This window comes from Pseudomonas sp. Q1-7 (genome assembly GCF_028010285.1).
In the GTDB taxonomy this organism is placed as follows: Bacteria; Pseudomonadota; Gammaproteobacteria; order Pseudomonadales; family Pseudomonadaceae; genus Metapseudomonas.
In genome coordinates this window covers 4,107,004-4,125,683 of sequence record NZ_CP116304.1, presented here as the reverse complement: position 1 = coordinate 4,125,683, position 18,680 = coordinate 4,107,004, and the positions used below count along the sequence as shown (strand labels likewise).

Sequence of the window (18,680 nt, the reverse complement as noted above, 5' to 3'; positions counted from 1 at the left end):
GCCCATGACCACCCCCGTCCGCATCCTCTTCGTCGACGACGAGGAACGCATCCTGCGCAGCCTGGCGCTGCAGTTTCGCCGCCAGTACGAGGTGATTACCGAGAGCGACCCGTTGCAGGCGCTGGAGCGGCTGAAGGGCGAGTCGGTGCAGATCATCGTCAGCGACCAGCGCATGCCGCAGATGAGCGGCGCCGAACTGCTGGCCCGCTCGCGGGAGGTGGCGCCGGAATGCCTGCGCATCCTGCTCACCGGCTATTCCGACCTGGATGCGGCGGTGGACGCGCTGAACAACGGCGGCATATTCCGTTACCTGACCAAACCCTGGGACCCGCAGGAAATGGCCTTCACCCTGCGCCAGGCGGCGGAAATCGCCCGGCGCCAGGCCGCCGCGCCGGTCACCGCCGCCACCAGCGACCTCGCGGCGCCGCTGTCCCTGCTGCTGCTGGACGACGACCCGGAAACCCAGCACTGCGTCGAAGCCTTCTGCCAGTCCGGCGGCCACCGTCTGATGCGCGCCCACAGCCTGAGCGAAGCGCTGGTAACCCTGAACCTGGAGCCGGTGGACATCCTCGTCAGCGACCTGCGACTGGGCGACGAGGACCTGACGCCGCTGTTGAAGTCCCTGGCCCACGCCCACCCGCGTCTGCTCAGCCTGGTGGTCACACCGTTCCGCGACACCCAGGCGCTGCTCAAGTTGATCAACGAAGCGCAGATTTTCCGCTACCTGCCCAAGCCGATCCGCCGGGGCCTGTTCGAGAAGGGCCTGAAGGCCGCCGCCGAACAGGCCTTCCTCTGGCGTGCCCAGCCGCTGGAACTGGTGCCGCGCGTGGCCGAAACCCCGAAGGACGCCGGCGAAAGCCAGAAGGTCGGCAGCCTCCTCGGCATGCTCGCGCGCCTGCGTGATCGCGTGATCGCGTGATCCTTCCCGGCGGGCGGGGTTCGCCAAGCCGGCGATGCGGTTCAGAAAGGCTTTTGGTTCCCTCTCCCGTCCACGGGAGAGGGGCGGGGAGAGGGCAAAGCAGACCGTTTTCCCTCTCCCCCAGCCCCTCACCCACGCGTGGGTAGGGGTGAACGGCTTTTTGCCAAGCCGGGGCGTTATGGCAATGCCGCGTCACGGTCGGCCATGAAGGCGGGCAAATCCCGCCAGGCCACCCACAGTTCGCCCTGCCACCTCACCATCCCGATCCGCCGGTCCGCGCAGCGCATGAACGCGCGACGCGGCGCGGCATCCGCAACACGGTGATAGTCGTGCAGCGTCGGCACCAGCACCTCGCTCAGCCAGCGGCTGATCGTTGCCTGCTCCGCGCCGGCCAGGCGATACAACGCCTTGTAGGCGCCGGCATCACTGATCGCCTGCACCGCTTCACGTAGGCCGCTGGTGAGTTCCAGCATCACGGCGCGCCGCTCGTAGGGCTCCAGTGCCCGGAGCACTCGGTGGGTATGGCGCACGCCGATCAACTGGGCGAAGTCCTGGGCGACGAACCAGGGCTGGTTGTCGATCATCACGGCGCGCAGGCGCTGGCTGTGGTGGAAGAAAACGTGAGGGGGATATGCGTCTTGCATGGTGGTTCTCCGTTATGGGTCAAGGAGCTGCCACCATTCGCTGTCAATCGAAGGGCGGCAGACCGCGCGGGGTTGACAGACCGGCTAACGGGAACCGGCAGACCACGAGGATCTCCCCGCGCGATCTGCCATAAAGCAGAGCAGTCAGAAAAACTGCATGCGTGCTCATGCCTGCAAAAAAACGTCCGCCGTTTTTCGCATGCACCATGCGGCGCAATCGCGCCCGTTAGTTTCAGGCTGTCAAACCCGGTCACGGGATTGACCGTGACCGGCGGAGGATAGGGAGGCGGGGGAGGAAGGGCAACCCTCCTACCGCACCCGCTGCTTCCGACCGCCCCTACATGGCTTTCGGAGAGCGCCTATTTACCCACGACACACCATCCACTGAGCCTCTGGCCAAGCACTTCGCTCAACACCTGTCTGCTGGTGAGCCGGTGCTTCCAACATCAATGGAAAGGGGCGCACCTGTGCGGGGCGCCCCGTCGAGAGGGCATTCAGTGGCTATCGGTTACTTCATTCGTCGGGGCGACAAGACGACGTGCGGCGGCACAGTGTTAGAAGGAAATCCAAACTTCCGTCTGGATGGGCAACCCCTGGCACGCCAGGGTGATCGGGCGACTTGTGGCAAGGACGGCAAGTCGTACCCAATTCTAGGAGGCGTCCAACACTTCGTATCGGGTACCTATGCAGCAGGCACGCTCGATAGCGTGAGTGGCTGCCCCTGCAAGGCGCTGCTGCTGCCCTCGCAGTTCAACGCTACCTATCAGTCGGACCGCGGCGCATCCAAGGCCACGACAAGGCCAGCGTCAGCTCCCGCCGTGGCAGCGGTGCCGCTTGCCGCGACGCCCTTGAGCACCGCTCCCAAGCCAGCAACGCACAGTCTGCTGGAAGAGGAGGAAGAAGAGGAGGAGCTGGAGGAGGAGGGCATCGTCCTGCGCCTGGGCCTGTTCTTCGACGGTACCGGTAACAACCAGGCCAATAGCGAAGCGGTGGCGGGCTGCTATGCGGTCAACCTCGGCATGTCGACCGAGATAGGCGAAGACATCCGCCAGCACTGCGCCGCCTACGGTTATGACGGCAAAGGCAATACGCCGGACAACAGCTACGGCAACGATGTCAGCAATGTCGCGCGTCTTTATGGCCTCTATCCAGATCAGGCCGAGGAACGGCTGCCATCGGGTGCCGAAGAGGCCTATCTCAAGGTGTACCTCGAAGGCATTGGCACCCGCAGCGGCCTGAGCGACTCCCTCTACAGCCAGGGCACCGGCCAAGGGGAAACCGGCGTGGTGGCGCGGGTCGAGCAGATGCCTGCCTTGGTCATGGAACAGTTGCGTCGTTTCAGAGCGACGAATCCCAGCCTCAAGATTCGTCGGCTTGAGATCGACCTGTTCGGTTTCAGCCGGGGCGCCGCCGCTGCGCGACATTGCGCGAATGACCTGCTCAAGGGACCGAATAGTCTGCTGGCCCGTGCCATGCCCGTTGGAACACCGGGATTCCTAGAAGCCTTCTCCTGGCGCCATCGCAGCGACTTTGTCCTCAACTTCATCGGCTTGTTCGACACCGTGGCCGGCATCGTCTCGCCGGGTAGCTTCGACTTCAGCCCGCACAATGCCGACAACCCCGGACTCAGCCTGGGGCTCGCAGCCGGCACGGCCCGCAAGGTGATTCACCTGGTTGCCGACGATGAGTACCGCCACAACTTCTCCCTGATCCAGGCCGAGCAGGACATCATGCTTCCGGGCTCCCATTCGGACATCGGTGGCGGCTACCTGCCCCTGGCCAGGGAGAAGCTCCTGTTGAGCAAGCCGGACAGCAGCGTCGAGGTTGACCGGCTCGCCAACGAGCGCAGCGCGGCCTTCTTCCGCACCCGGCAGCGCTTCGACCGGGAGGCGCGCCGCTGGCTGGCCTATGTACCGCCCGAGGGGCTCGACATCGTCACCTGGTCGGTCCAGACCCAGCACCGAGCGCGGGACACCCAGGCGGAAAAGCGGGTGTACGCCGCCATCTCCGGCGAGCGTGAGGTACGCGGCGAGCTATCGCGGGTGTACCTGCGCATCATGCGTGAGTTGGCGGTGCGCGCCGGGGTGGCGTTTGACGAAATTAACGACCGTCTACCGCATTTGTCCTTGCCCACCGAACTACAGCCAATCGCCGCCAAATTGCAGGCCTTTGCCCTGCGTGAAGCGTTCACCCCGCTGACGGGGGAGGAAATCGCCTTGCTGCGGCGCCGCTACATCCACCTCTCGGCGAACTGGAATGCCGCCAAGGGCTGGAACAACAGCGCGTTGGGCGCTGTATTCGTCAACCGCCCCGCCGAAGGGATGAAGCGCCAGGAGCACCCCAATGAATAAGTTCAAGTTGATGCTGGCAGGGGGGCTGATGCTCTGGTTGGCTGGCTGCGCCACGGGTGCCCATCGGCTGCCTTACGATTCGTGGCGGCTGGGCTTGTTTGCTCCCAACTACATGGAGGTGTGGATCGAAACCGCCGACGCGGTGGATGTGCAGGATCGCGTCTTTCGCCGCGCCATGAGCGGAATTGCCGCGATCAATACCCCGAAGGACCTCAAAGGTGATCCTCGCGGTTGGCCGGAGCAACCCGGGGCCGGCGCGGGCAAACAGGTACTGGGTGCCGGCCTGCCACGCCTGATCTACGTGCGCTGGCAGTCGCTGGCCGAGCCGCAGACCTATGAGGCCTATATCGTGATCCCCGAGGCCATTCGGCAGGCAATGATCAAGGGCGAGAAGACCTATTGCGCATTTGATGGCAAATGGATCACCGACTATCGAAAGATGCTGACCGTCGGCCTCGCCCCTGGAGGCATCGCCAAGGTTTGGATCATGGGACCGTGCCTGTCCGCCATCGATGTGGGCCGGGTGCAGGGTACCGTCGTGAAAGAGGGGCCGTATCTGGGGGAGGCGAGTGGCTATTACCGGCCACCAAATGAGGCATCCAGAGCCTATATCGAAAAACACGGAATTCCTTATGGCTCGTGGTAAGAGCTGCTCAAACAAGGACGAGTCATGAAACAGCTGATTGTCTGGATCACGCTTTTGGCACTCTCAGGTATCGCCAATGCTGCTGGCAGCGAAAACACGCCGGAGCTGGCGGGTGCCTACTCGCTGCGGGGAGTAATGGAGATGGGGTCGCAACTCCGCCTCCATGCAGATGGAACGTTCGAAGCCAATTTGTTCTACGGCAGTGCCGACGGCTACGCCAAAGGCACCTGGAAACACGAGGACGATCGCGTACTGCTGTACCCCCGCAAAAAGATAGAGCTCGGGGAGTTATTCGAAGGCATGGAGCTTCAGATCGACGGCCCCTGCTTGCGAGTAGAGATGAGCACAAGCAGCGGCTGCTATTGGCGCATAGCGGAGCTGCCTTACGACTCCTGGCGGCTGGGCTTGTTTGCTCCCAACTACATGGAGGTGTGGATCGAAACCGCCGACGCGGTGGATGTGCGGGATCGCGTGTTTCGCCGCGCCATGAGCGGAATTGCCGCGATCAATACCCCGAAGGACCTCAAAGGTGATCCTCGCGGTTGGCCGGAGCGACCCGGGGCTGGAAAGGGCAAGCAGGTGCTGGGCGCCGACCTGCCACGCCTGATCTACGTGCGCTGGCAGTCGCTGGTGGAGCCGCAGACCTACGAGGCCTATATCGTGATCCCCGAGCCCACCCGGCAGGCGATGGTGAAAGGAGAAAAGACATTCTGCCAAGCCGACGCCAAGTGGATATTTGGCTATCGGGATGTGCTGACAGTCGGTCTCGCGCCAGGCGGGATTGCCAAGGTCTGGCTGATGGGCGCTTGCTTGGCGCCGATCGATGTGGCGCGGGTGCAGGGCACCGTCGTGAAGGAAGGCCCGGATTCAGGTCGGAGCGGCGGCCAGTATGCCTTGCCATTGGACCCGGCATCCAAGGCCTACATCGAAAAGCACGGGATTCCCTATGGCTCCTGGTGACCACAGGGGCCTCGGGCAACGGTCGTTCGGATGGGCGGAGCGACGCGATACCTACTCATCCTACGGATACACGATCCGAGACCGCTTCTGGCCGCTTGCCCCCGTTCACCAGCGGCGGCCTTGGGGCGACGTCAATCATGCGCTGCATCCTGCTGACGCAACGGACGTAGGATCAGCCCCGGCCTTTTTCCGACAGGCAATCTTCCGCTGGTCTAGGCTGCAAGAGGCCGCAGGCCATTGGGCGATATCAGGGGCGGTAGCCTGGAGCGTGGGTCATGGGCAGAAGCAGCTTGGAGTGGGGCAGAGGTCTGTTCTGGGTGCTGTGGCTGGCGATGTCCGCTGTCGCCCAGGCAGCCGATGAAGTGGCGCTGATCACGGCGGAGCCCGCCGAATTGAAGCTCGCCAATCGCAGCATCTTTGTCTTTCACGCCACGCTGCTGGGCGAGACGCCGGAGGTGCGCGCCACCCGGGCCAGGGGGGTGATCAGCGAAGCGCTCGACGCCAGCGAGCACCCGGAAGTCCGCATCGACCCGATCCGCGACAGCTACCTGGTGCTGATCGGTGACCGACGGGCCTTCATCATCTCGCCCAAGGATCTCACGGCGGTGGACGGCTCGGTACGCCAGGCCGCCGAAGAAGTCGCCCAGCGGCTGCACCTGGTGGTGGAGGAGTCGAAGGAGGCGCGTAATGTTCGGTTCCTGCTGACCGCTGGCGGGCTTACCGCGGTGGCCACGTTGATTTACCTCGCGCTGTTGCGGCTGATCTACCGCGGGAAGGCCTGGGCGCTGGCCTGGTTGCCGAAACAGGTGCGCAAGCGCACCGGTGACCTCAAGGTCGGTTTCGCTCAACTGCTGGATGTCAGCAACATCTACCCGTTGCTACGCCGGCTGCTGGGCCTGGTCTACTGGGCGCTGGTGTTCTTGCTGACCTACGAATGGCTGACCTTCGTTCTGCAACGCTTTCCCTATACCCGTCCCTGGGGTGAGAGCCTCAACCAGTACCTCGTCGACCTGGCGCGCTACCTGCTGGATGCGGTGGTGGGTGCCTTTCCGGGCTTGACCATCGCACTGCTGATCTTTTTCATCGCCCGGGGCTTGAGTGCGTTCTGCAAAAGCATGCTGGAGCGCTTGTCCCGGCCCGGAACCATTTCCTGGCTCAATCGGGAAACGCTGCTCCCGACCACCCGGCTGACGTCCCTCATCATCTGGCTGTTCGCCCTGGCCATGGCCTACCCCTACCTGCCCGGCGCCAACACCAACGCCTTCAAGGGCCTCTCGGTGCTGATCGGCCTGATGATTTCCCTGGGGGCGTCCAGCGTGGTGGGGCAGGCCGCCGCCGGGCTGATCCTCACCTACACGCGCACCCTGCGCCCCGGCGAGTACGTGCGCATCGGCGAGTACGAAGGCACCGTTACCGAACTCGGCACCTTCACCACCAGCATCCGCACGGGCCTCGGCGAGGTGCTGACCCTGCCCAACTCGATGATCACCGGTGCGGTGACCAAGAATTACTCACGGGTGGTCGAGGGCCCCGGCTATGTGGTGGATACGTCGGTCACCATCGGCTATGACACCCCTTGGCGGCAGGTGGAGGCCATGCTGCTGGAGGCCGCGCGCAGAACCCCGGGAGTGTCGCCCGAGCCGCATCCGCGGGTGTTCCAGACAAAGCTGTCGGACTTCTATCCCGAGTACCGCCTGGTGGCCCAGGCGGTGCCCAGCGAACCGGTGTCGCGCGCCGAACTGCTGAGCCTGCTGCACGCCAATATTCAGGATGTGTTCAACGAGTACGGCGTGCAGATCATGTCGCCGCATTACCTGGGGGACCCCGTGCAGGAGAAATGGGTGCCCAAGGACAACTGGTATGCCGCGCCGGCGCGCGATTCCTCCGCCAAGCACGAATCCTCCGCCAAGGACGGGGAGCCGGGCTGATGCCCTGCTCCCCGCATCACCGCCCATCTCGACATCGCGGTACTCCCGGCCGGCGTCCTGGCGGTTCCGGGCAGCCCGCGCTGTATGGTGAATTTCCCTACGATCTGCACCTATCGCCTGCCTGGCCCGGGTCCTAGCATCGAGCACTCCGTACAGGCTCAGGCGGTGACAGAAATGCTCGGTGAGATCGACTTTTCAGGTTTGCAGGTCCGTCGGCTGGAGCCCAGTGACCTCCAGATGATTTGTACCCACCGCGAAACCATGTTCCTCGAGGCCGGCGGCGTTCCGGCGGAGTTGCAGGTGATGACCGAGCACTTCCGGCCCTGGCTGTCCCCGCGTCTGCGCGATGGCCGTTACTACGGCTTCGCGCTGCTGGACGATGGGCGGCCCGTGGCGGCGATTGGCCTCATGACGATCGACTGGCCGCCACATCCCGCCCATCCGTACCTGGACCGGCGCGGTTATGTGCTGAATGTCTTCGTCGAGCCCGCGTATCGGCGTCGGGGGCTGGCTTCGGCGCTGATGCGGCTGGCGGACGTCGAGTTCGCCCGGCGCGGTGTGAGCTTTGCGGTGCTGCACGCGACCCAGGCCGGCAAGCCGGTGTATGAAGCGCTGGGCTGGGCCGCTACCGCCGAGATGGCCAAGGCGATTGGCTGAGGCGCCGGGGGTGGCGTGGACGGCCTGTCCCGCGGGCCGTTCAGGCGTCCAGCCGCCAGAGGGGGTCGTTGGCCATCAGCTCGGCCGCCCAGTCGGCGAACACCCGCACCCTGGCCGACAGATGCCGGGCATAGGGATACACGAGGCTGATCGGCATGCCGTTCATCTGCCAGTCGGGCAGGACCTCAACCAGCGTTCCCGCCTGAAAATGGGGGCCGGCCTCCGCGCGCGGAACCGAGACGACGCCAAGGCCGGCCAACCCGGCGCTGATGTAAGCGCCGCCGTGGTTGAAGCGCATCGTCGGTACTTGCTCGATGCGGAAGCTGGCATGGCCTCGCTGAAGCACCGGAATGAATGCCTTGCCGGAGCCGGGAAAGGTGAAACCGAGATACTGCTGCTGTGACAGGTCGTCGGGATTGAGAAGGGGCGCGGCGTTCATCAGGTAGGTGGGCGAGGCGCACAGGCAGAAGCGCATCTGCCCCACCTGCCGGCACACCAGTCCGGGGTCCGTGACCGGGCCTCCCCGCAACGCACAGTCGATGCCTTCCTGGACCAGGTCCACCACCCGCTCGCTGCAACCGATATCCAACTGGATCTGCGGGTGGAGCCGGGTGAAATCGGGCAGCGAGGGGATGATCAGGCACATCCCCACCGGAGACGGCATCTCCACCCGCACCCTGCCTCGCGCCACGCTGCGGCTTTGCGCTACCGAGGCCTCCAGTTCGTCGAGATCGTCCAGCACCGCGCGTGCGCGCTCGTAGTACGCGGCGCCGTCGGTGGTCGGCGACACCCGCCGGGTGGTCCGGTGCAGCAGCTTCACGCCCAGCAGCGATTCCAGCCCCTGGAGCTGACCGGAAATCGTGGTTTTCGCCACGTTCAACGCCTCCGCTGCCTTGGTGAAGCTTCCCACCTCGACGATCCGGCAGAAGGCGCGCATTGCTTCCAATCGATCGAATGCCATGATTGTCCGGCTTTACGCACAATGAAAACGAATTTTCCAAGTTTATCCGTCGATTGGCGATCAATAAAGTGCGCTCCAGAGCCGAAATCCTTCGGCCGCACTGGAGGAGTCATCGATGAGTTCCAAACGCCTCAATTACTACCAGGCCGCCCCGCAAGCCATGAAGGCCATGCTCGGCCTCGAGAAGGCCGCCGCCGAATCGGTGCTGCCGCGCTCCCTGCGTGAGCTGGTGCGGATTCGCGCTTCGCAGATCAACGGCTGCGCCTACTGCGTCGACATGCACACCACCGATGCGGCCAAGGAAGGCGAGAGCCTCCGCCGCCTGATGGCCGTGAGCACCTGGAAGGAAACGCCGTTCTTCGACGAACGCGAACGCGCCGCGCTGCTGTGGACCGAGACGCTGACCCTGGTCGCCGCCCGCCATGCGCCGGATGAGATCTACGAGCAGGTGGCCGCCGTGTTCACCGAGCAGGAACTGGCCGAACTGACCTTCGTCATTGCCGCGATCAACGCCTGGAACCGCTTCGGCGTCGGCTTTGCGATGCAGCCGGAGTGAGCACCATGAACCTGCTCGCCAAGACCATCGGAATTGCCTTCATGGGGTTGCTCAGTACCGCTGCCCTGGCCCACGGCAGCGGCGGTGCCGGAGACGAAGTCGTCACGCCGGTGGCGCAGACCACACTGCCGCCCCAGATATACCGGACGGCCACCGCGGTTCGCGTGGACTTCGCCCCTGGCGCCACCTCGACGCCCCATCGCCACCCTGGCCACGTCTTCGTGGCGGTGCTGAGCGGCGAAGTGGAATCCGCCCTCGACGGCCAGCCTCCGCAGCGCTTCAAGGCCGGCGACGCCTGGTACGAAAGCCCCCGGCAGTTGCACCGCATCACCCGCAATGCCAGCGCTTCGGAACCGGCTTCCTTGGTGGCCTGGCTGCTGTCCGACGGCAAAGAGGCGGTTGTCCAGCCCGTCAAGCTGAAACCCTAGTGCGCGCCGCCCCGCTGGCGCTTCACACCGGCGGCAGGCGCGGCAGTTTCAATTCGGCGCGCAGCCCGCCGGCCTCTCGGTTGCTGAGGCTGATACTGCCTCCCAGGCGCGTGGCGATCATCTGCACGATGGCCAGGCCGAGACCGGCGCCCTGGGGGTTGTCCTGGCTGTAGAAGCGCTCGAACAGACGCGAGCGCTGGTTTTCGTCGATCCCCGTCCCCTGGTCTTCCACCCGCAGCAGCAGGGTTTCCGCACCGTCCGCCAGGAGACTGACCTTGACCTCGCCGCCGGGAGGGGAGAACTGGGTGGCGTTGGCCACCAGGTTCTGCAAGGCGATGCCGATGGCAGCGGCATCGCTGTGGGTGCGGAAGTCGCCGTCGGCCACTTCCAGGGCCAATTCCAGCCCCTTGTCCAGCAGCAGCGGCGTCAGTTCGGCGAGGTGCTCGCGGACCAGGGGTTCCAGGTCCAGGGGTTGCCAGTCCTGGCGCGCCAGCTGTGGCTCGACCCGTGCCATGGTGAGCAGTTGCTGCACCACCCGGGTCAGGCGGTCGACGCCCTGGGTGAGGAAGCGCAAGGCTTCGGCCCGTTGTTCCTCGCCGATGGCCTCCAGGGCGTTCTGGGCGTGCAGGCGCAGTACTGCCAGCGGGGTGCGCATTTCGTGGGCGGCGTCGCCGATGAAGCGCCGCTCGCGCTGGAGCATCTGTTCGATCTGCGCCAGCAGACGGTTGATGGCCGCCTGCATGGGCTCCAGCTCCCGGGGCAGCGGCACGATCTGCAAGGGGGCCAGGGAGTCGGCATGGCGGCTGCGAATCACCCGCGCCATGTTCTGCAATGGGCGCAGGCCCCAACCAATGGCCAGCCAGACCAGGGCAGCGAGAATCGGGATGCCGATCAGACTGGGCCACAGCGTATGGCGGACGATGCGCCGTATCAGGTCCTGGCGCACGTCGTCGCGTTCGCCCACCCAGATCAGCAGGCCCTGTTCGTTGTCCGGAAGCACGAAGCCGCGCCAGTGCTTGCCGGCCAGGGTGGCATTGTGGAAACCGCTTTGCGTCGGCGCGTCGTCGAAGCCGGGGGCGCTGGCCGAACGCACCAGGCTGCGACCGTCGCGGTCCCAGACCTGGAAGGCCAGTTTGCTCTCGTAGGGATGGCCCACCTTGTGGGGTTCGGCGCTGCCCAGGGCCTGGTTGAACGCCCGGTACAGGGCCTCCCGCTCGTCGCTGGCGTGCGGCATGTGCATCACGCCCAGCAGCAGGCGGGCGTTCTGCGCCAGCTGGGCGTCGTAGATTTCCTCCACTTCGTGGCTGCTGTCGCGGTAGTTGAGGTAGGCAATGAACAGGGTGCCGAGCAGCAGCAGGACCATCACCAGCCAGAGCGTGCGACGGCGCAATGACGTCACGGGCGCGCATCCATCAGGTAGCCGATTCCCCGTACCGTGCGGATGAGCTCGCCGGAGAGCTTCTTGCGCAGGTGGTGGATATGCACTTCCAGGGTGTTGCTTTCGGCTTCCTCATCCCAGCCGTAGAGGGTCCGCACCAGGCGTTCGCGGGTGAGCACCTTGCCCGGTTGCGAGAGCAATTCGTGGAGCAACTGGTATTCCTTGGGTGTCAGCGACACCGGCTGGCCCTGGTAGCTGACCTGTTGGCTCGCCGGGTCGAGCACTACGCCGGCATGTTCGATCAGCACCTGCGGGCGGCCGGCGCTGCGTCTCAGCAGGGCGCGCAGACGCGCCTTGAGTTCGTTGAGGTCGAAGGGCTTGATCAGGTAATCGTCGGCACCCGCGTCCAGCCCCATGACGCGATCCTCGAGGGCATCGCGGGCGGTGAGCACCAGCACCGGCAGGGTGGCGCCGCCGGCGCGTAATTGCCGAAGCACCTGCACGCCGTCCAGGCGCGGCAGGCCGAGGTCGAGGATCACCAGGTCGAAGTCTTCGCTTTGCAGCGCGTGCAGGGCGCTGGCGCCGTCGGTCAGCCAGTCGATGGTGTAGCCCTCCTGGCGCAGACCGGCCCGCACGCCGGCGCCAAGGGCGTTGTCGTCTTCGACGAGAAGGAGTCGCATGGGCTGCCCTAGTCGTTGTGGATTTCCTGGAGTAAAGCATCGATCTCCCGTCGCCGGCCCTGGTCGGCCAGTTCGCGACCGGGGCGTGGCGCCGCCAGCCGGGCCTTGAGCAGGGCGTCGCGGGCCTGCGCCGTATGGCCCTGGCGCAAGAGGTGGTCGCCCCAGAAGTACAGGCTGTCGATGCCGTCCGGGTTGATCGCCAGGGCCTGGCGCAGCAACTGTTCGGCCTTTTCCTCGTCACCGAAACTCACCGGCCAGCCAGGAACCCGGTCGTACAGCGCGCCAAGGCTGGTATAGGCCGAGCCCTGCAGGGCGCGCGGGTCAAGCTGGAGGGCCCTTTCCAGCGCCGCGCGGGCTTCCTTGACCTTGCCCAGGGCACCCAGGCCGCCTACGGCGCCGGCCCAACTGCTGGTGACGATGCCGTGCCAGATCCAGGCTTCGGCGGCCTCCGGGGTGCTGCGGGTGAAGGCGCTGCTCTGCGCGGCCAGTTTTTCGAACTCGGCGGGGCGCTGTTTTTCAGGCACCTGGTACTGGATCTCGGCCCAGCGCTGCTGGATCGCGGCCAGCCGCTGACTGTCGGCGGCATCCAGTGCCCAGGTCGGGAGGCTGAGGCTCAGGAACAGGGCGAGGGTGCGGATGAGTGTCTTCATCTGGAATGGTCCTTTCCCGGGTGGGTGGCGCTGAAGCGGCGGATGATCGGCAATTGCTTGTGCAGGGCGCGGTCCACCAGGCCCGGCAACATACTGTTGAGGCGAACGAAGAATTTTTCCGGCCAACCGAGGTAGAGCTCGCTCAGGTCTTTTTCGATGGCGCCGATCACCGCGCCGGCCACCTGCTCCGGTTCGTCCACGCCCACGTTGAGTTCGGCGTTGAGGGCCATGGCGGCCTGGCTGTTCATGGCGGTGCGGGTGGCGCGGGGCGCGACGTAGAGGACGTTCACCGGGGTATCCGCGAGCTCCCGGCGCAAGGCTTCGGAGAAACCACGCAGGGCGAACTTGCTGGCGCAGTAGATGGCGTAGCCGGGATAGCCGATGGAGCCGTAGATGGAGCCGACGTTGACCACCAGGGCGTGGCTTCGCTGGCGCAGCAGGGGCAGCAGGGCGCGGGTCAGCAGCAGCGTGGCGCTGACGTTGAGCGCGAGCATGTCCTCCGCCTCGCCTTCGTCTACCTGATCCAGCAGCGCGAAGCGGTTCACCCCGGCGGCGTTCACCAGGACATTGAGGTCGCCGATGCCGCGCGCCGCTTCCAGCACCTGAGTGCGTCCTTCGGGACGGCGCAGGTCGGCGCCGACCCAGGCGAGTTGCTGGGGATAACGCTGGCGCATGGCGGACAGGGCTTCTGGGTGTCGGCTCACGGCCAGCACCCGTGCACCCCGCGCGCAGAGCTGTTCGGTCAGGGCCAGGCCGATGCCGCCACTGGCACCGGTGAGCAGGACGCGGCAGTCAGCGAGTCGCATGGCTCACCTCGTGGGCACGGGGCAGGCCGCGGAACATTTCCGCGTAGAGCAGGTAGACCACCCGCGCCGCGTGGATGACCGCCTGCTGGTCGTCCTCGTCGTCGAGGCGGTCCATCAGGCGTCGGTAGGTGGCCATGTGGTCCTGGTCCAGGGCACCGTGGGAAGCCAGGTAGCTGAACGCTTCCACCGGCAGGCCCAGGCTTTCGCGGATGGCCCCGGCGGCGCGAGTGGCGAGGGCGATACTGGTGCCTTCCAGCACGTTGACCATGCCGAACAGACCCACCGGGTTGCCGCGGGCGATCAGGTCGTAGAGGTAGGCGACCATCAGCTCGATGGGCAGCGACGGCCGGCTGCTGCTGGCGGCCACGGCGTCGCCACCGCAGGCGGCGATATCGTCGAGTATCCAGCGCTCGTGACCGTACTCCTCCTCGATGTACTCGCAGACGGCGCCGCGCAGCCACTCCAGGCGCGCGGGCAGGCGCGCGCCACAGGCCATCATCAGCGGTACGGTGTGGCGCACATGGTGGTAGGCCTGGCCGAGGAAGGCGCGGTAGCCCTCCAGGCTGACCTGGCCGGCCAGGGCTTCGCGGATCACCGGGACGTCGAACAGGGCGTCCCGCTCGCGGGCGGTGGCAGCTTGCAAGCGGTCGAAGAAACTCATGGTGTGACCTCGTTCTGAAGTTGGAGCAGGGTGTCGCTGTAGCGCGCGAGGATGGCGTCGCGGCGCAGGCGGCCGTTACTGGTGAGCAACCCGTCGGCGGCGCTGAATGGCATGGGCAGGCGACGCCAGGCACTGATCCGCGCGTAGTCGGGCAGGGCGGCATTGGCGCGCGTCACGGCATCGGCCAGGGTCTGCGGCGGGCAATGCGGGTCCAGCGGCCAGAGCAGGGCAAGGTTGCCGGGCAGTCCTTCGCCGTGGACGAAGGCCTGGGCGATCACACCGCCTTGGGTCAGTTCGGCTTCCACCCAGTCCGGGTTCAGGTTGCGGCCGAAGCTGGTGATGAACTGGTGCTTCTTGCGACCTTTCAGGTACAGGTAGCCGTCGGCGTCGAACTGGCCGATATCGCCCGTGGGCCACCAGCCGCCATCGAAGGGCGCCTCGCCCAGGTAGCCGAGCAGGGTGGAGCCCTCCACCTCCACTTCGCCATCCGCCGCCAGGCGCACCCGCACGTGGGGCAGGGGGCGGCCGACGCTGCCCGGTCGATGGGCACCGGGACGGTTGAGGCAGACCACCGAGGCGCATTCGGAGAGGCCGTAGCCTTCGAATACCGGCAAGCCGACGCGGGATGCGCGGGTCAGCAGCGCTGGCGATACCGGCGCGCCGCCCACGGCGACGAAGCGGAACTGCCCGGCGCCGAGGCGGCCGCCCTCGATGGCGGTGACCAGTCCGAGCAGCAGTTGGGGCACCAGAATCAGGCTCTCGGCGCCGCTCAGCACCAGGCCGCCGAGGAAGGTGGGCCAGTCCACGCCGCTGGCGCCCTGGATGCCCAGACGCCGTTGCGGCAGCAGGGTGACGCAGGCACCGGCCAGCAATGCGGCATGGACGCCGAGGTTTTCCAGCAGCACGGCCAGCGGCAGGACCGCCAGGTAGTGCTGAGGGGCGTTGGCGCGGCTGGCCAGCTCCAGCTCATGGGCAACCCGTAGCAGGGTCGTCGCATCCAGGCAGACCCCCTTGGGTTGGCCGGTGGTACCCGAGGTGTAGGTTACTTTGGCGGTGCCGGCGGGCAGGTCGGCGTGGCCGATTCCGGGCCGGCGCCAGAAGGTGTTATCGGCCTGCAGGCCGAGGCATTCCAGGTCGTCACTGAAACCGGCGTCGGCCACCGCCAGGGTGACCCGGCACTGCTCCAGGCAATGCGCGCGTTGGGCGGGGCTGAAGAACGGCGGCAGGAGCAGGCTGGGACGTCCGGACAGCAGCGCCGCCAGGTCCCAGAGCAGCGCATCGGGGCCGTTGTCCAGGCCGAGGGCGAGTACACCGGCGGGTTCCGCGCGCAGCAGGGCTTCACGTCGTTCCACCTCGGCCAGCAACTGCGCATAGGTGTAGCGCCGCGATTCGCCGCGCAAGGCCAGGCGTTGCGGACTTCGCCGTGCATGCCCCTGAAGTACGGTGCGGAAGGCTTCAGGCTGCATGGTGGGCTGCCTTGCCGCTGGTGAGGAGCCCCAGCCGCGCGCCGATGCCGTTGCGCTTCAGTTGCTCGAAACCGTAGTGGATGCTGCCGGTGAACACCTGGGGTTTCTGTTCGTAGTAGCTGCCCCAATGCTCTTGGGCGTCTCCCAGGCGGCCGGGGTCGGCGTCGCCCAGGCGCAGGGGCTCCAGGCCCAGGCGACGGAAACTGTTGATCAGGCTCGACGCACCGGTGAATACCACCCATTCCAGGCCACGCAGGTGCAGCAGCCAGGTGACGGCGACGATGATCAGGCGCGCATTGCCGGCATTGATCGAGGCCAGGTTGCCCACTTCCACCACGCGCTCGCGCGCCACGGGGCGGACGGCCAGGGTCGAGATCAGGGATTCAGCCGGGGCGTCCAGATACTGTTCGAGGAATAGCGGTCCCGTCTCGGCCAGGCGAATGCCGGCCACCGCACCGAGGGCGCCATGGTAATTGCGCATGCTCAACAGCTCCGGCATGAATTGGCGGATATCGGCGCCGTGGGCGCTGAGGAAGCGGCGGTGGACGAAGTCCTCCGCCTGGACGCGACCGTTGTCACCTTCCTCCAGCAGGGATAGCGAGTGTTGCTGCGATTTCCGACCGAATCGGAATGGGAACAGGGCGTTCCACTCGGCGTTGTTCATCGGGGGCTCTCCAGACGCGTGGCGAATGGAGAAAGTATCCGTGGGAAGTCTTAAGGCCCCCTGAAGGCGCGACCCTGGGCGCCGACATCGAACTGCAGCGATCCGGTCACGGGCCGGTCATCTCGAACAGGCATCCTGCGTGCAGGAACAGAAAGGGCACAGGACGTGCCAGGGTGCAAACTGAAGCTGCCGGCGATGGCAGCTTTTTTTTGTTCGGGCGAAACAGGCGGGCAAAGAAAAACCCGGCCGTAGCCGGGTTTTCCACGAGGGAAGGCGCCCTTATTCGGTGCTCAGTACGCCGCGGCGAATTTGGTCGCGTTCGATGGATTCGAACAGCGCCTTGAAGTTGCCTTCGCCGAAACCGTCGTCGCCCTTGCGCTGGATGAACTCGAAGAACACCGGGCCCATCAGGGTTTCCGAGAAGATCTGCAGCAGCAGACGCTTGTTGCCGCCCTCGGTGGTGCCGTCCAGCAGGATGCCGCGCGCCTGCAACTGGTCTTCCGGCTCGCCATGGTCCGGCAGGCGGCCCTGGAGCATCTCGTAGTAAGTCTCCGGCGGGGCGGTCATGAAGCGCATGCCGAGCTGCTTCAGCTCATCCCAGGTCTTGATCAGGTCGTCGGTGAAGAAGGCCACGTGCTGGATGCCTTCGCCGTTGAACTGCATCAGGAACTCTTCGATCTGGCCCGAGCCCTTGGACGACTCCTCGTTCAGCGGGATGCGGATCATGCCATCCGGCGCGGTCATGGCCTTGGAGGTCAGGCCGGTGTATTCGCCCTTGATGTCGAAGTAGCGGATTTCGCGGAAGTTGAACAGCTTCTCGTAGAAGTCCGCCCAGTAGGCCATGCGGCCCCGGTAGACGTTATGGGTCAGGTGGTCGATCAGCTTCAGGCCGGCGCCCTTCGGGTGGCGGTCCACGCCTTCGATGAACTCGAAGTCGATGTCGTAGATCGAGGAGCCTTCGCCGAAGCGGTCGATCAGGTACAGCGGCGCGCCGCCGATGCCCTTGATCGCCGGCAGGCGCAGCTCCATCGGACCCGTGGGGATTTCGATGGGCTGGGCGCCCAGCTCCAGGGCGCGGGCGTAGGCCTGGTGGGCGTTCTTCACGCGGAAAGCCATGCCGCACACGGACGGACCATGCTCGGCGGCAAAGTAGGCGGCCTGGCTCTTGGGCTCGTTGTTGAGGATCAGGTTGATCTCGCCCTGGCGATACAGGTGAACGTCCTTGGAACGGTGGGTCGCGACCTTGGTGAAGCCCATCATGGCGAAGACGGGTTCAAGGGCGTTCGGGGTGGGGGACGCGAATTCGATGAACTCGAAGCCCATCAGGCCCATGGGGTTTTCGAAGATATCAGTCATTGTTCGGCACCTCTGGCAATTGATTGAAAGTATGGGTCAATGCGAGGTGGCGGCAGGTGGCGCGCAGGAAATGCCGCGTACGCTGCGGGCGAGGTAGTCGCCGATGGTGACTTTGAATCCGAGGCTTTTCATGGGCGTGGCCTCAGGCCGGTTTGTCGGCTTGCTGGTCGGGGTGGGCCTGGATGAAGGCCGGATGCTCGAGGGCGAGGCCTTCGACCCGGGCAATTTTCGGATAGTGTGACAGGTCCAGCCCGAAACGGCGGGCGGCGTAGACCTGCGGTAGCAGGTAGACGTCGGCCAGGCCCGGTTCGCCGAAGCAGAAACCTTCTTCTCCGATCAAGGCTTCGACTGCGTTGAAGCCTTCGCCGATCCAGTGGCGAATCCAGTTCATCACCTCCGCTTCCTCCACCTTCAGTCCGCGCAGGCGGTTGAGCACGGCGACGTTGTGCAGCGGGTGGATGTCGCAACCGATCACGGCCGCCACTGCCCGCTGGCGGGCGCGGGCTTCCAGGTCTTGTGGAAGCAGGGGCGGCTGGGGATAGCGTTCTTCGAGGTACTCGATGATCGCGGGCGACTGGATCAGCACCTGACCGTCGTCTGTGCGCAGGCTGGGGACGCGGCCCTGGGGATTGATCGCCCTGTAGGCGGGCTGGTGCTGCTGGCCGCCGTCCTGGATCAGGTTCACCGGGAGATGCCGGGCTTCCAGCTCCTTCAGCGCCAGGGCGATGCGCACCCGGTAGGAGGAGGTGGAGCGGTAATAGGTATAGAGGTCCATGGCATCACTCGGCGGCTGGCGATCCGGGAAGGGATGCCGGCATTGTTGTTTTCGTAATCAATTTACACTTTGCGTAATTTGCGGGCTGAGGGTGGGGCTGTCAAGCGCGACGCTACAGGGGGCGGCTCGGTAGGAGCGATTTCAATCGCGAATCGGACCGGAGGGCCGACGGGAGCCCGCGTGCCCCGACACGC

19 protein-coding genes are annotated in these 18,680 nt (G+C 65.7%); 8 read left to right on the top strand and 11 right to left on the bottom strand.

What is annotated here, in order from left to right; genetic code table 11:
* Window positions 1-4: 4 nt before the first annotated feature.
* The gene (locus PJW05_RS19120; RefSeq protein WP_271408544.1) at window positions 5-919 is read left to right on the top strand and encodes a response regulator; all 915 of its coding nucleotides are present in this window, start codon (window positions 5-7) and stop codon (window positions 917-919) included.
* 176 nt (window positions 920-1,095) lie between these two features.
* Here PJW05_RS19120 and PJW05_RS19115 read toward each other — a convergent pair whose 3' ends face one another.
* Window positions 1,096-1,563: a BRO-N domain-containing protein gene (locus tag PJW05_RS19115; protein ID WP_271408543.1), complete on the bottom strand. Its 468-nt coding sequence runs from the start codon at window positions 1,561-1,563 to the stop codon at window positions 1,096-1,098.
* A 497-nt stretch (window positions 1,564-2,060) separates the two neighbouring features.
* Between PJW05_RS19115 and PJW05_RS19110 the strand changes: the two genes are divergently transcribed.
* From PJW05_RS19110 to PJW05_RS19090, 5 genes are all read left to right on the top strand, one after another.
* Window positions 2,061-3,914, top strand: coding sequence for a PAAR domain-containing protein (locus PJW05_RS19110; protein ID WP_271408542.1), 1,854 nt, complete (start codon window positions 2,061-2,063; stop codon window positions 3,912-3,914).
* The gene (locus PJW05_RS19105; RefSeq protein WP_271408541.1) at window positions 3,907-4,560 is read left to right on the top strand and encodes a DUF2931 family protein; all 654 of its coding nucleotides are present in this window, start codon (window positions 3,907-3,909) and stop codon (window positions 4,558-4,560) included. Before PJW05_RS19110 ends, PJW05_RS19105 begins: the two co-directional genes overlap by 8 nt.
* Before the next feature lie 339 nt (window positions 4,561-4,899).
* Window positions 4,900-5,520, top strand: a complete 621-nt coding sequence (locus PJW05_RS19100) for a DUF2931 family protein (protein WP_271412261.1) — start codon at window positions 4,900-4,902, stop codon at window positions 5,518-5,520.
* Between the two features lie 275 nt (window positions 5,521-5,795).
* Window positions 5,796-7,448, top strand: a complete 1,653-nt coding sequence (locus PJW05_RS19095) for a mechanosensitive ion channel family protein (RefSeq protein WP_442969177.1) — start codon at window positions 5,796-5,798, stop codon at window positions 7,446-7,448.
* Window positions 7,449-7,622: 174 nt separating this feature from the next.
* Window positions 7,623-8,105, top strand: coding sequence for a GNAT family N-acetyltransferase (locus PJW05_RS19090; RefSeq protein ID WP_442969176.1), 483 nt, complete (start codon window positions 7,623-7,625; stop codon window positions 8,103-8,105).
* Window positions 8,106-8,145: 40 nt separating this feature from the next.
* Here the strand turns inward: PJW05_RS19090 and PJW05_RS19085 are convergent, their stop codons facing one another.
* Window positions 8,146-9,066, bottom strand: coding sequence for a LysR family transcriptional regulator (locus tag PJW05_RS19085; RefSeq protein WP_271408539.1), 921 nt, complete (start codon window positions 9,064-9,066; stop codon window positions 8,146-8,148).
* A gap of 115 nt (window positions 9,067-9,181) precedes the next feature.
* Between PJW05_RS19085 and PJW05_RS19080 the strand changes: the two genes are divergently transcribed.
* On the top strand, window positions 9,182-9,622 hold the full coding sequence (locus PJW05_RS19080; protein WP_271408538.1) for a carboxymuconolactone decarboxylase family protein: 441 nt from the start codon (window positions 9,182-9,184) through the stop codon (window positions 9,620-9,622).
* Window positions 9,623-9,627: 5 nt separating this feature from the next.
* Window positions 9,628-10,050, top strand: coding sequence for a cupin domain-containing protein (locus PJW05_RS19075; RefSeq protein ID WP_271408537.1), 423 nt, complete (start codon window positions 9,628-9,630; stop codon window positions 10,048-10,050).
* Between the two features lie 22 nt (window positions 10,051-10,072).
* Here PJW05_RS19075 and PJW05_RS19070 read toward each other — a convergent pair whose 3' ends face one another.
* From PJW05_RS19070 to maiA, 9 genes are all read right to left on the bottom strand, one after another.
* On the bottom strand, window positions 10,073-11,449 hold the full coding sequence (locus tag PJW05_RS19070; protein WP_271408536.1) for an ATP-binding protein: 1,377 nt from the start codon (window positions 11,447-11,449) through the stop codon (window positions 10,073-10,075).
* Window positions 11,446-12,108, bottom strand: coding sequence for a response regulator (locus tag PJW05_RS19065; RefSeq protein ID WP_271408535.1), 663 nt, complete (start codon window positions 12,106-12,108; stop codon window positions 11,446-11,448). The genes PJW05_RS19070 and PJW05_RS19065 overlap by 4 nt, the downstream gene beginning before the upstream one ends.
* Before the next feature lie 8 nt (window positions 12,109-12,116).
* On the bottom strand, window positions 12,117-12,758 hold the full coding sequence (locus PJW05_RS19060; protein ID WP_271408534.1) for a tetratricopeptide repeat protein: 642 nt from the start codon (window positions 12,756-12,758) through the stop codon (window positions 12,117-12,119).
* Entirely contained in the window at window positions 12,755-13,564 is an 810-nt protein-coding gene (locus PJW05_RS19055; RefSeq protein WP_271408533.1) for an SDR family oxidoreductase, read from the bottom strand. Before PJW05_RS19055 ends, PJW05_RS19060 begins: the two co-directional genes overlap by 4 nt.
* Window positions 13,551-14,225, bottom strand: a complete 675-nt coding sequence (locus PJW05_RS19050; protein WP_271408532.1) for a TenA family transcriptional regulator — start codon at window positions 14,223-14,225, stop codon at window positions 13,551-13,553. Before PJW05_RS19050 ends, PJW05_RS19055 begins: the two co-directional genes overlap by 14 nt.
* The gene (locus tag PJW05_RS19045; protein WP_271408531.1) at window positions 14,222-15,691 is read right to left on the bottom strand and encodes an AMP-binding protein; all 1,470 of its coding nucleotides are present in this window, start codon (window positions 15,689-15,691) and stop codon (window positions 14,222-14,224) included. Before PJW05_RS19045 ends, PJW05_RS19050 begins: the two co-directional genes overlap by 4 nt.
* Window positions 15,681-16,355: a thermostable hemolysin gene (locus PJW05_RS19040; protein ID WP_271408530.1), complete on the bottom strand. Its 675-nt coding sequence runs from the start codon at window positions 16,353-16,355 to the stop codon at window positions 15,681-15,683. Before PJW05_RS19040 ends, PJW05_RS19045 begins: the two co-directional genes overlap by 11 nt.
* A gap of 279 nt (window positions 16,356-16,634) precedes the next feature.
* Window positions 16,635-17,711 carry a 4-hydroxyphenylpyruvate dioxygenase gene (gene hppD / locus PJW05_RS19035; protein ID WP_271408529.1) on the bottom strand — a complete coding sequence of 359 codons (1,077 nt, stop codon included), beginning with the start codon at window positions 17,709-17,711 and terminating at the stop codon, window positions 16,635-16,637.
* A gap of 142 nt (window positions 17,712-17,853) precedes the next feature.
* A complete protein-coding gene (maiA, locus tag PJW05_RS19030) occupies window positions 17,854-18,486 on the bottom strand; it encodes a maleylacetoacetate isomerase (protein WP_271408528.1) in 633 nt (210 codons plus the stop codon).
* Window positions 18,487-18,680: the final 194 nt, after the last annotated feature.

What these genes read in the sequence shown, in the direction of transcription:
- PJW05_RS19115 (WP_271408543.1), bottom strand. Translation starts at nt 1,563, where the DNA reads ATGCAAGACGCATATCCCCCTCACGTTTTCTTCCACCACAGCCAGCGC.
- PJW05_RS19095 (WP_442969177.1), top strand. Translation starts at nt 5,796, where the DNA reads ATGGGCAGAAGCAGCTTGGAGTGGGGCAGAGGTCTGTTCTGGGTGCTG.
- PJW05_RS19100 (WP_271412261.1), top strand. Translation starts at nt 4,900, where the DNA reads ATGAGCACAAGCAGCGGCTGCTATTGGCGCATAGCGGAGCTGCCTTAC.
- PJW05_RS19120 (WP_271408544.1), top strand. Translation starts at nt 5, where the DNA reads ATGACCACCCCCGTCCGCATCCTCTTCGTCGACGACGAGGAACGCATC.
- PJW05_RS19105 (WP_271408541.1), top strand. Translation starts at nt 3,907, where the DNA reads ATGAATAAGTTCAAGTTGATGCTGGCAGGGGGGCTGATGCTCTGGTTG.
- PJW05_RS19055 (WP_271408533.1), bottom strand. Translation starts at nt 13,564, where the DNA reads ATGCGACTCGCTGACTGCCGCGTCCTGCTCACCGGTGCCAGTGGCGGC.
- PJW05_RS19045 (WP_271408531.1), bottom strand. Translation starts at nt 15,691, where the DNA reads ATGCAGCCTGAAGCCTTCCGCACCGTACTTCAGGGGCATGCACGGCGA.
- PJW05_RS19040 (WP_271408530.1), bottom strand. Translation starts at nt 16,355, where the DNA reads ATGAACAACGCCGAGTGGAACGCCCTGTTCCCATTCCGATTCGGTCGG.
- PJW05_RS19050 (WP_271408532.1), bottom strand. Translation starts at nt 14,225, where the DNA reads ATGAGTTTCTTCGACCGCTTGCAAGCTGCCACCGCCCGCGAGCGGGAC.
- PJW05_RS19080 (WP_271408538.1), top strand. Translation starts at nt 9,182, where the DNA reads ATGAGTTCCAAACGCCTCAATTACTACCAGGCCGCCCCGCAAGCCATG.
- PJW05_RS19085 (WP_271408539.1), bottom strand. Translation starts at nt 9,066, where the DNA reads ATGGCATTCGATCGATTGGAAGCAATGCGCGCCTTCTGCCGGATCGTC.
- PJW05_RS19090 (WP_442969176.1), top strand. Translation starts at nt 7,623, where the DNA reads ATGCTCGGTGAGATCGACTTTTCAGGTTTGCAGGTCCGTCGGCTGGAG.
- maiA (WP_271408528.1), bottom strand. Translation starts at nt 18,486, where the DNA reads ATGGACCTCTATACCTATTACCGCTCCACCTCCTCCTACCGGGTGCGC.
- PJW05_RS19060 (WP_271408534.1), bottom strand. Translation starts at nt 12,758, where the DNA reads ATGAAGACACTCATCCGCACCCTCGCCCTGTTCCTGAGCCTCAGCCTC.
- hppD (WP_271408529.1), bottom strand. Translation starts at nt 17,711, where the DNA reads ATGACTGATATCTTCGAAAACCCCATGGGCCTGATGGGCTTCGAGTTC.
- PJW05_RS19065 (WP_271408535.1), bottom strand. Translation starts at nt 12,108, where the DNA reads ATGCGACTCCTTCTCGTCGAAGACGACAACGCCCTTGGCGCCGGCGTG.
- PJW05_RS19075 (WP_271408537.1), top strand. Translation starts at nt 9,628, where the DNA reads ATGAACCTGCTCGCCAAGACCATCGGAATTGCCTTCATGGGGTTGCTC.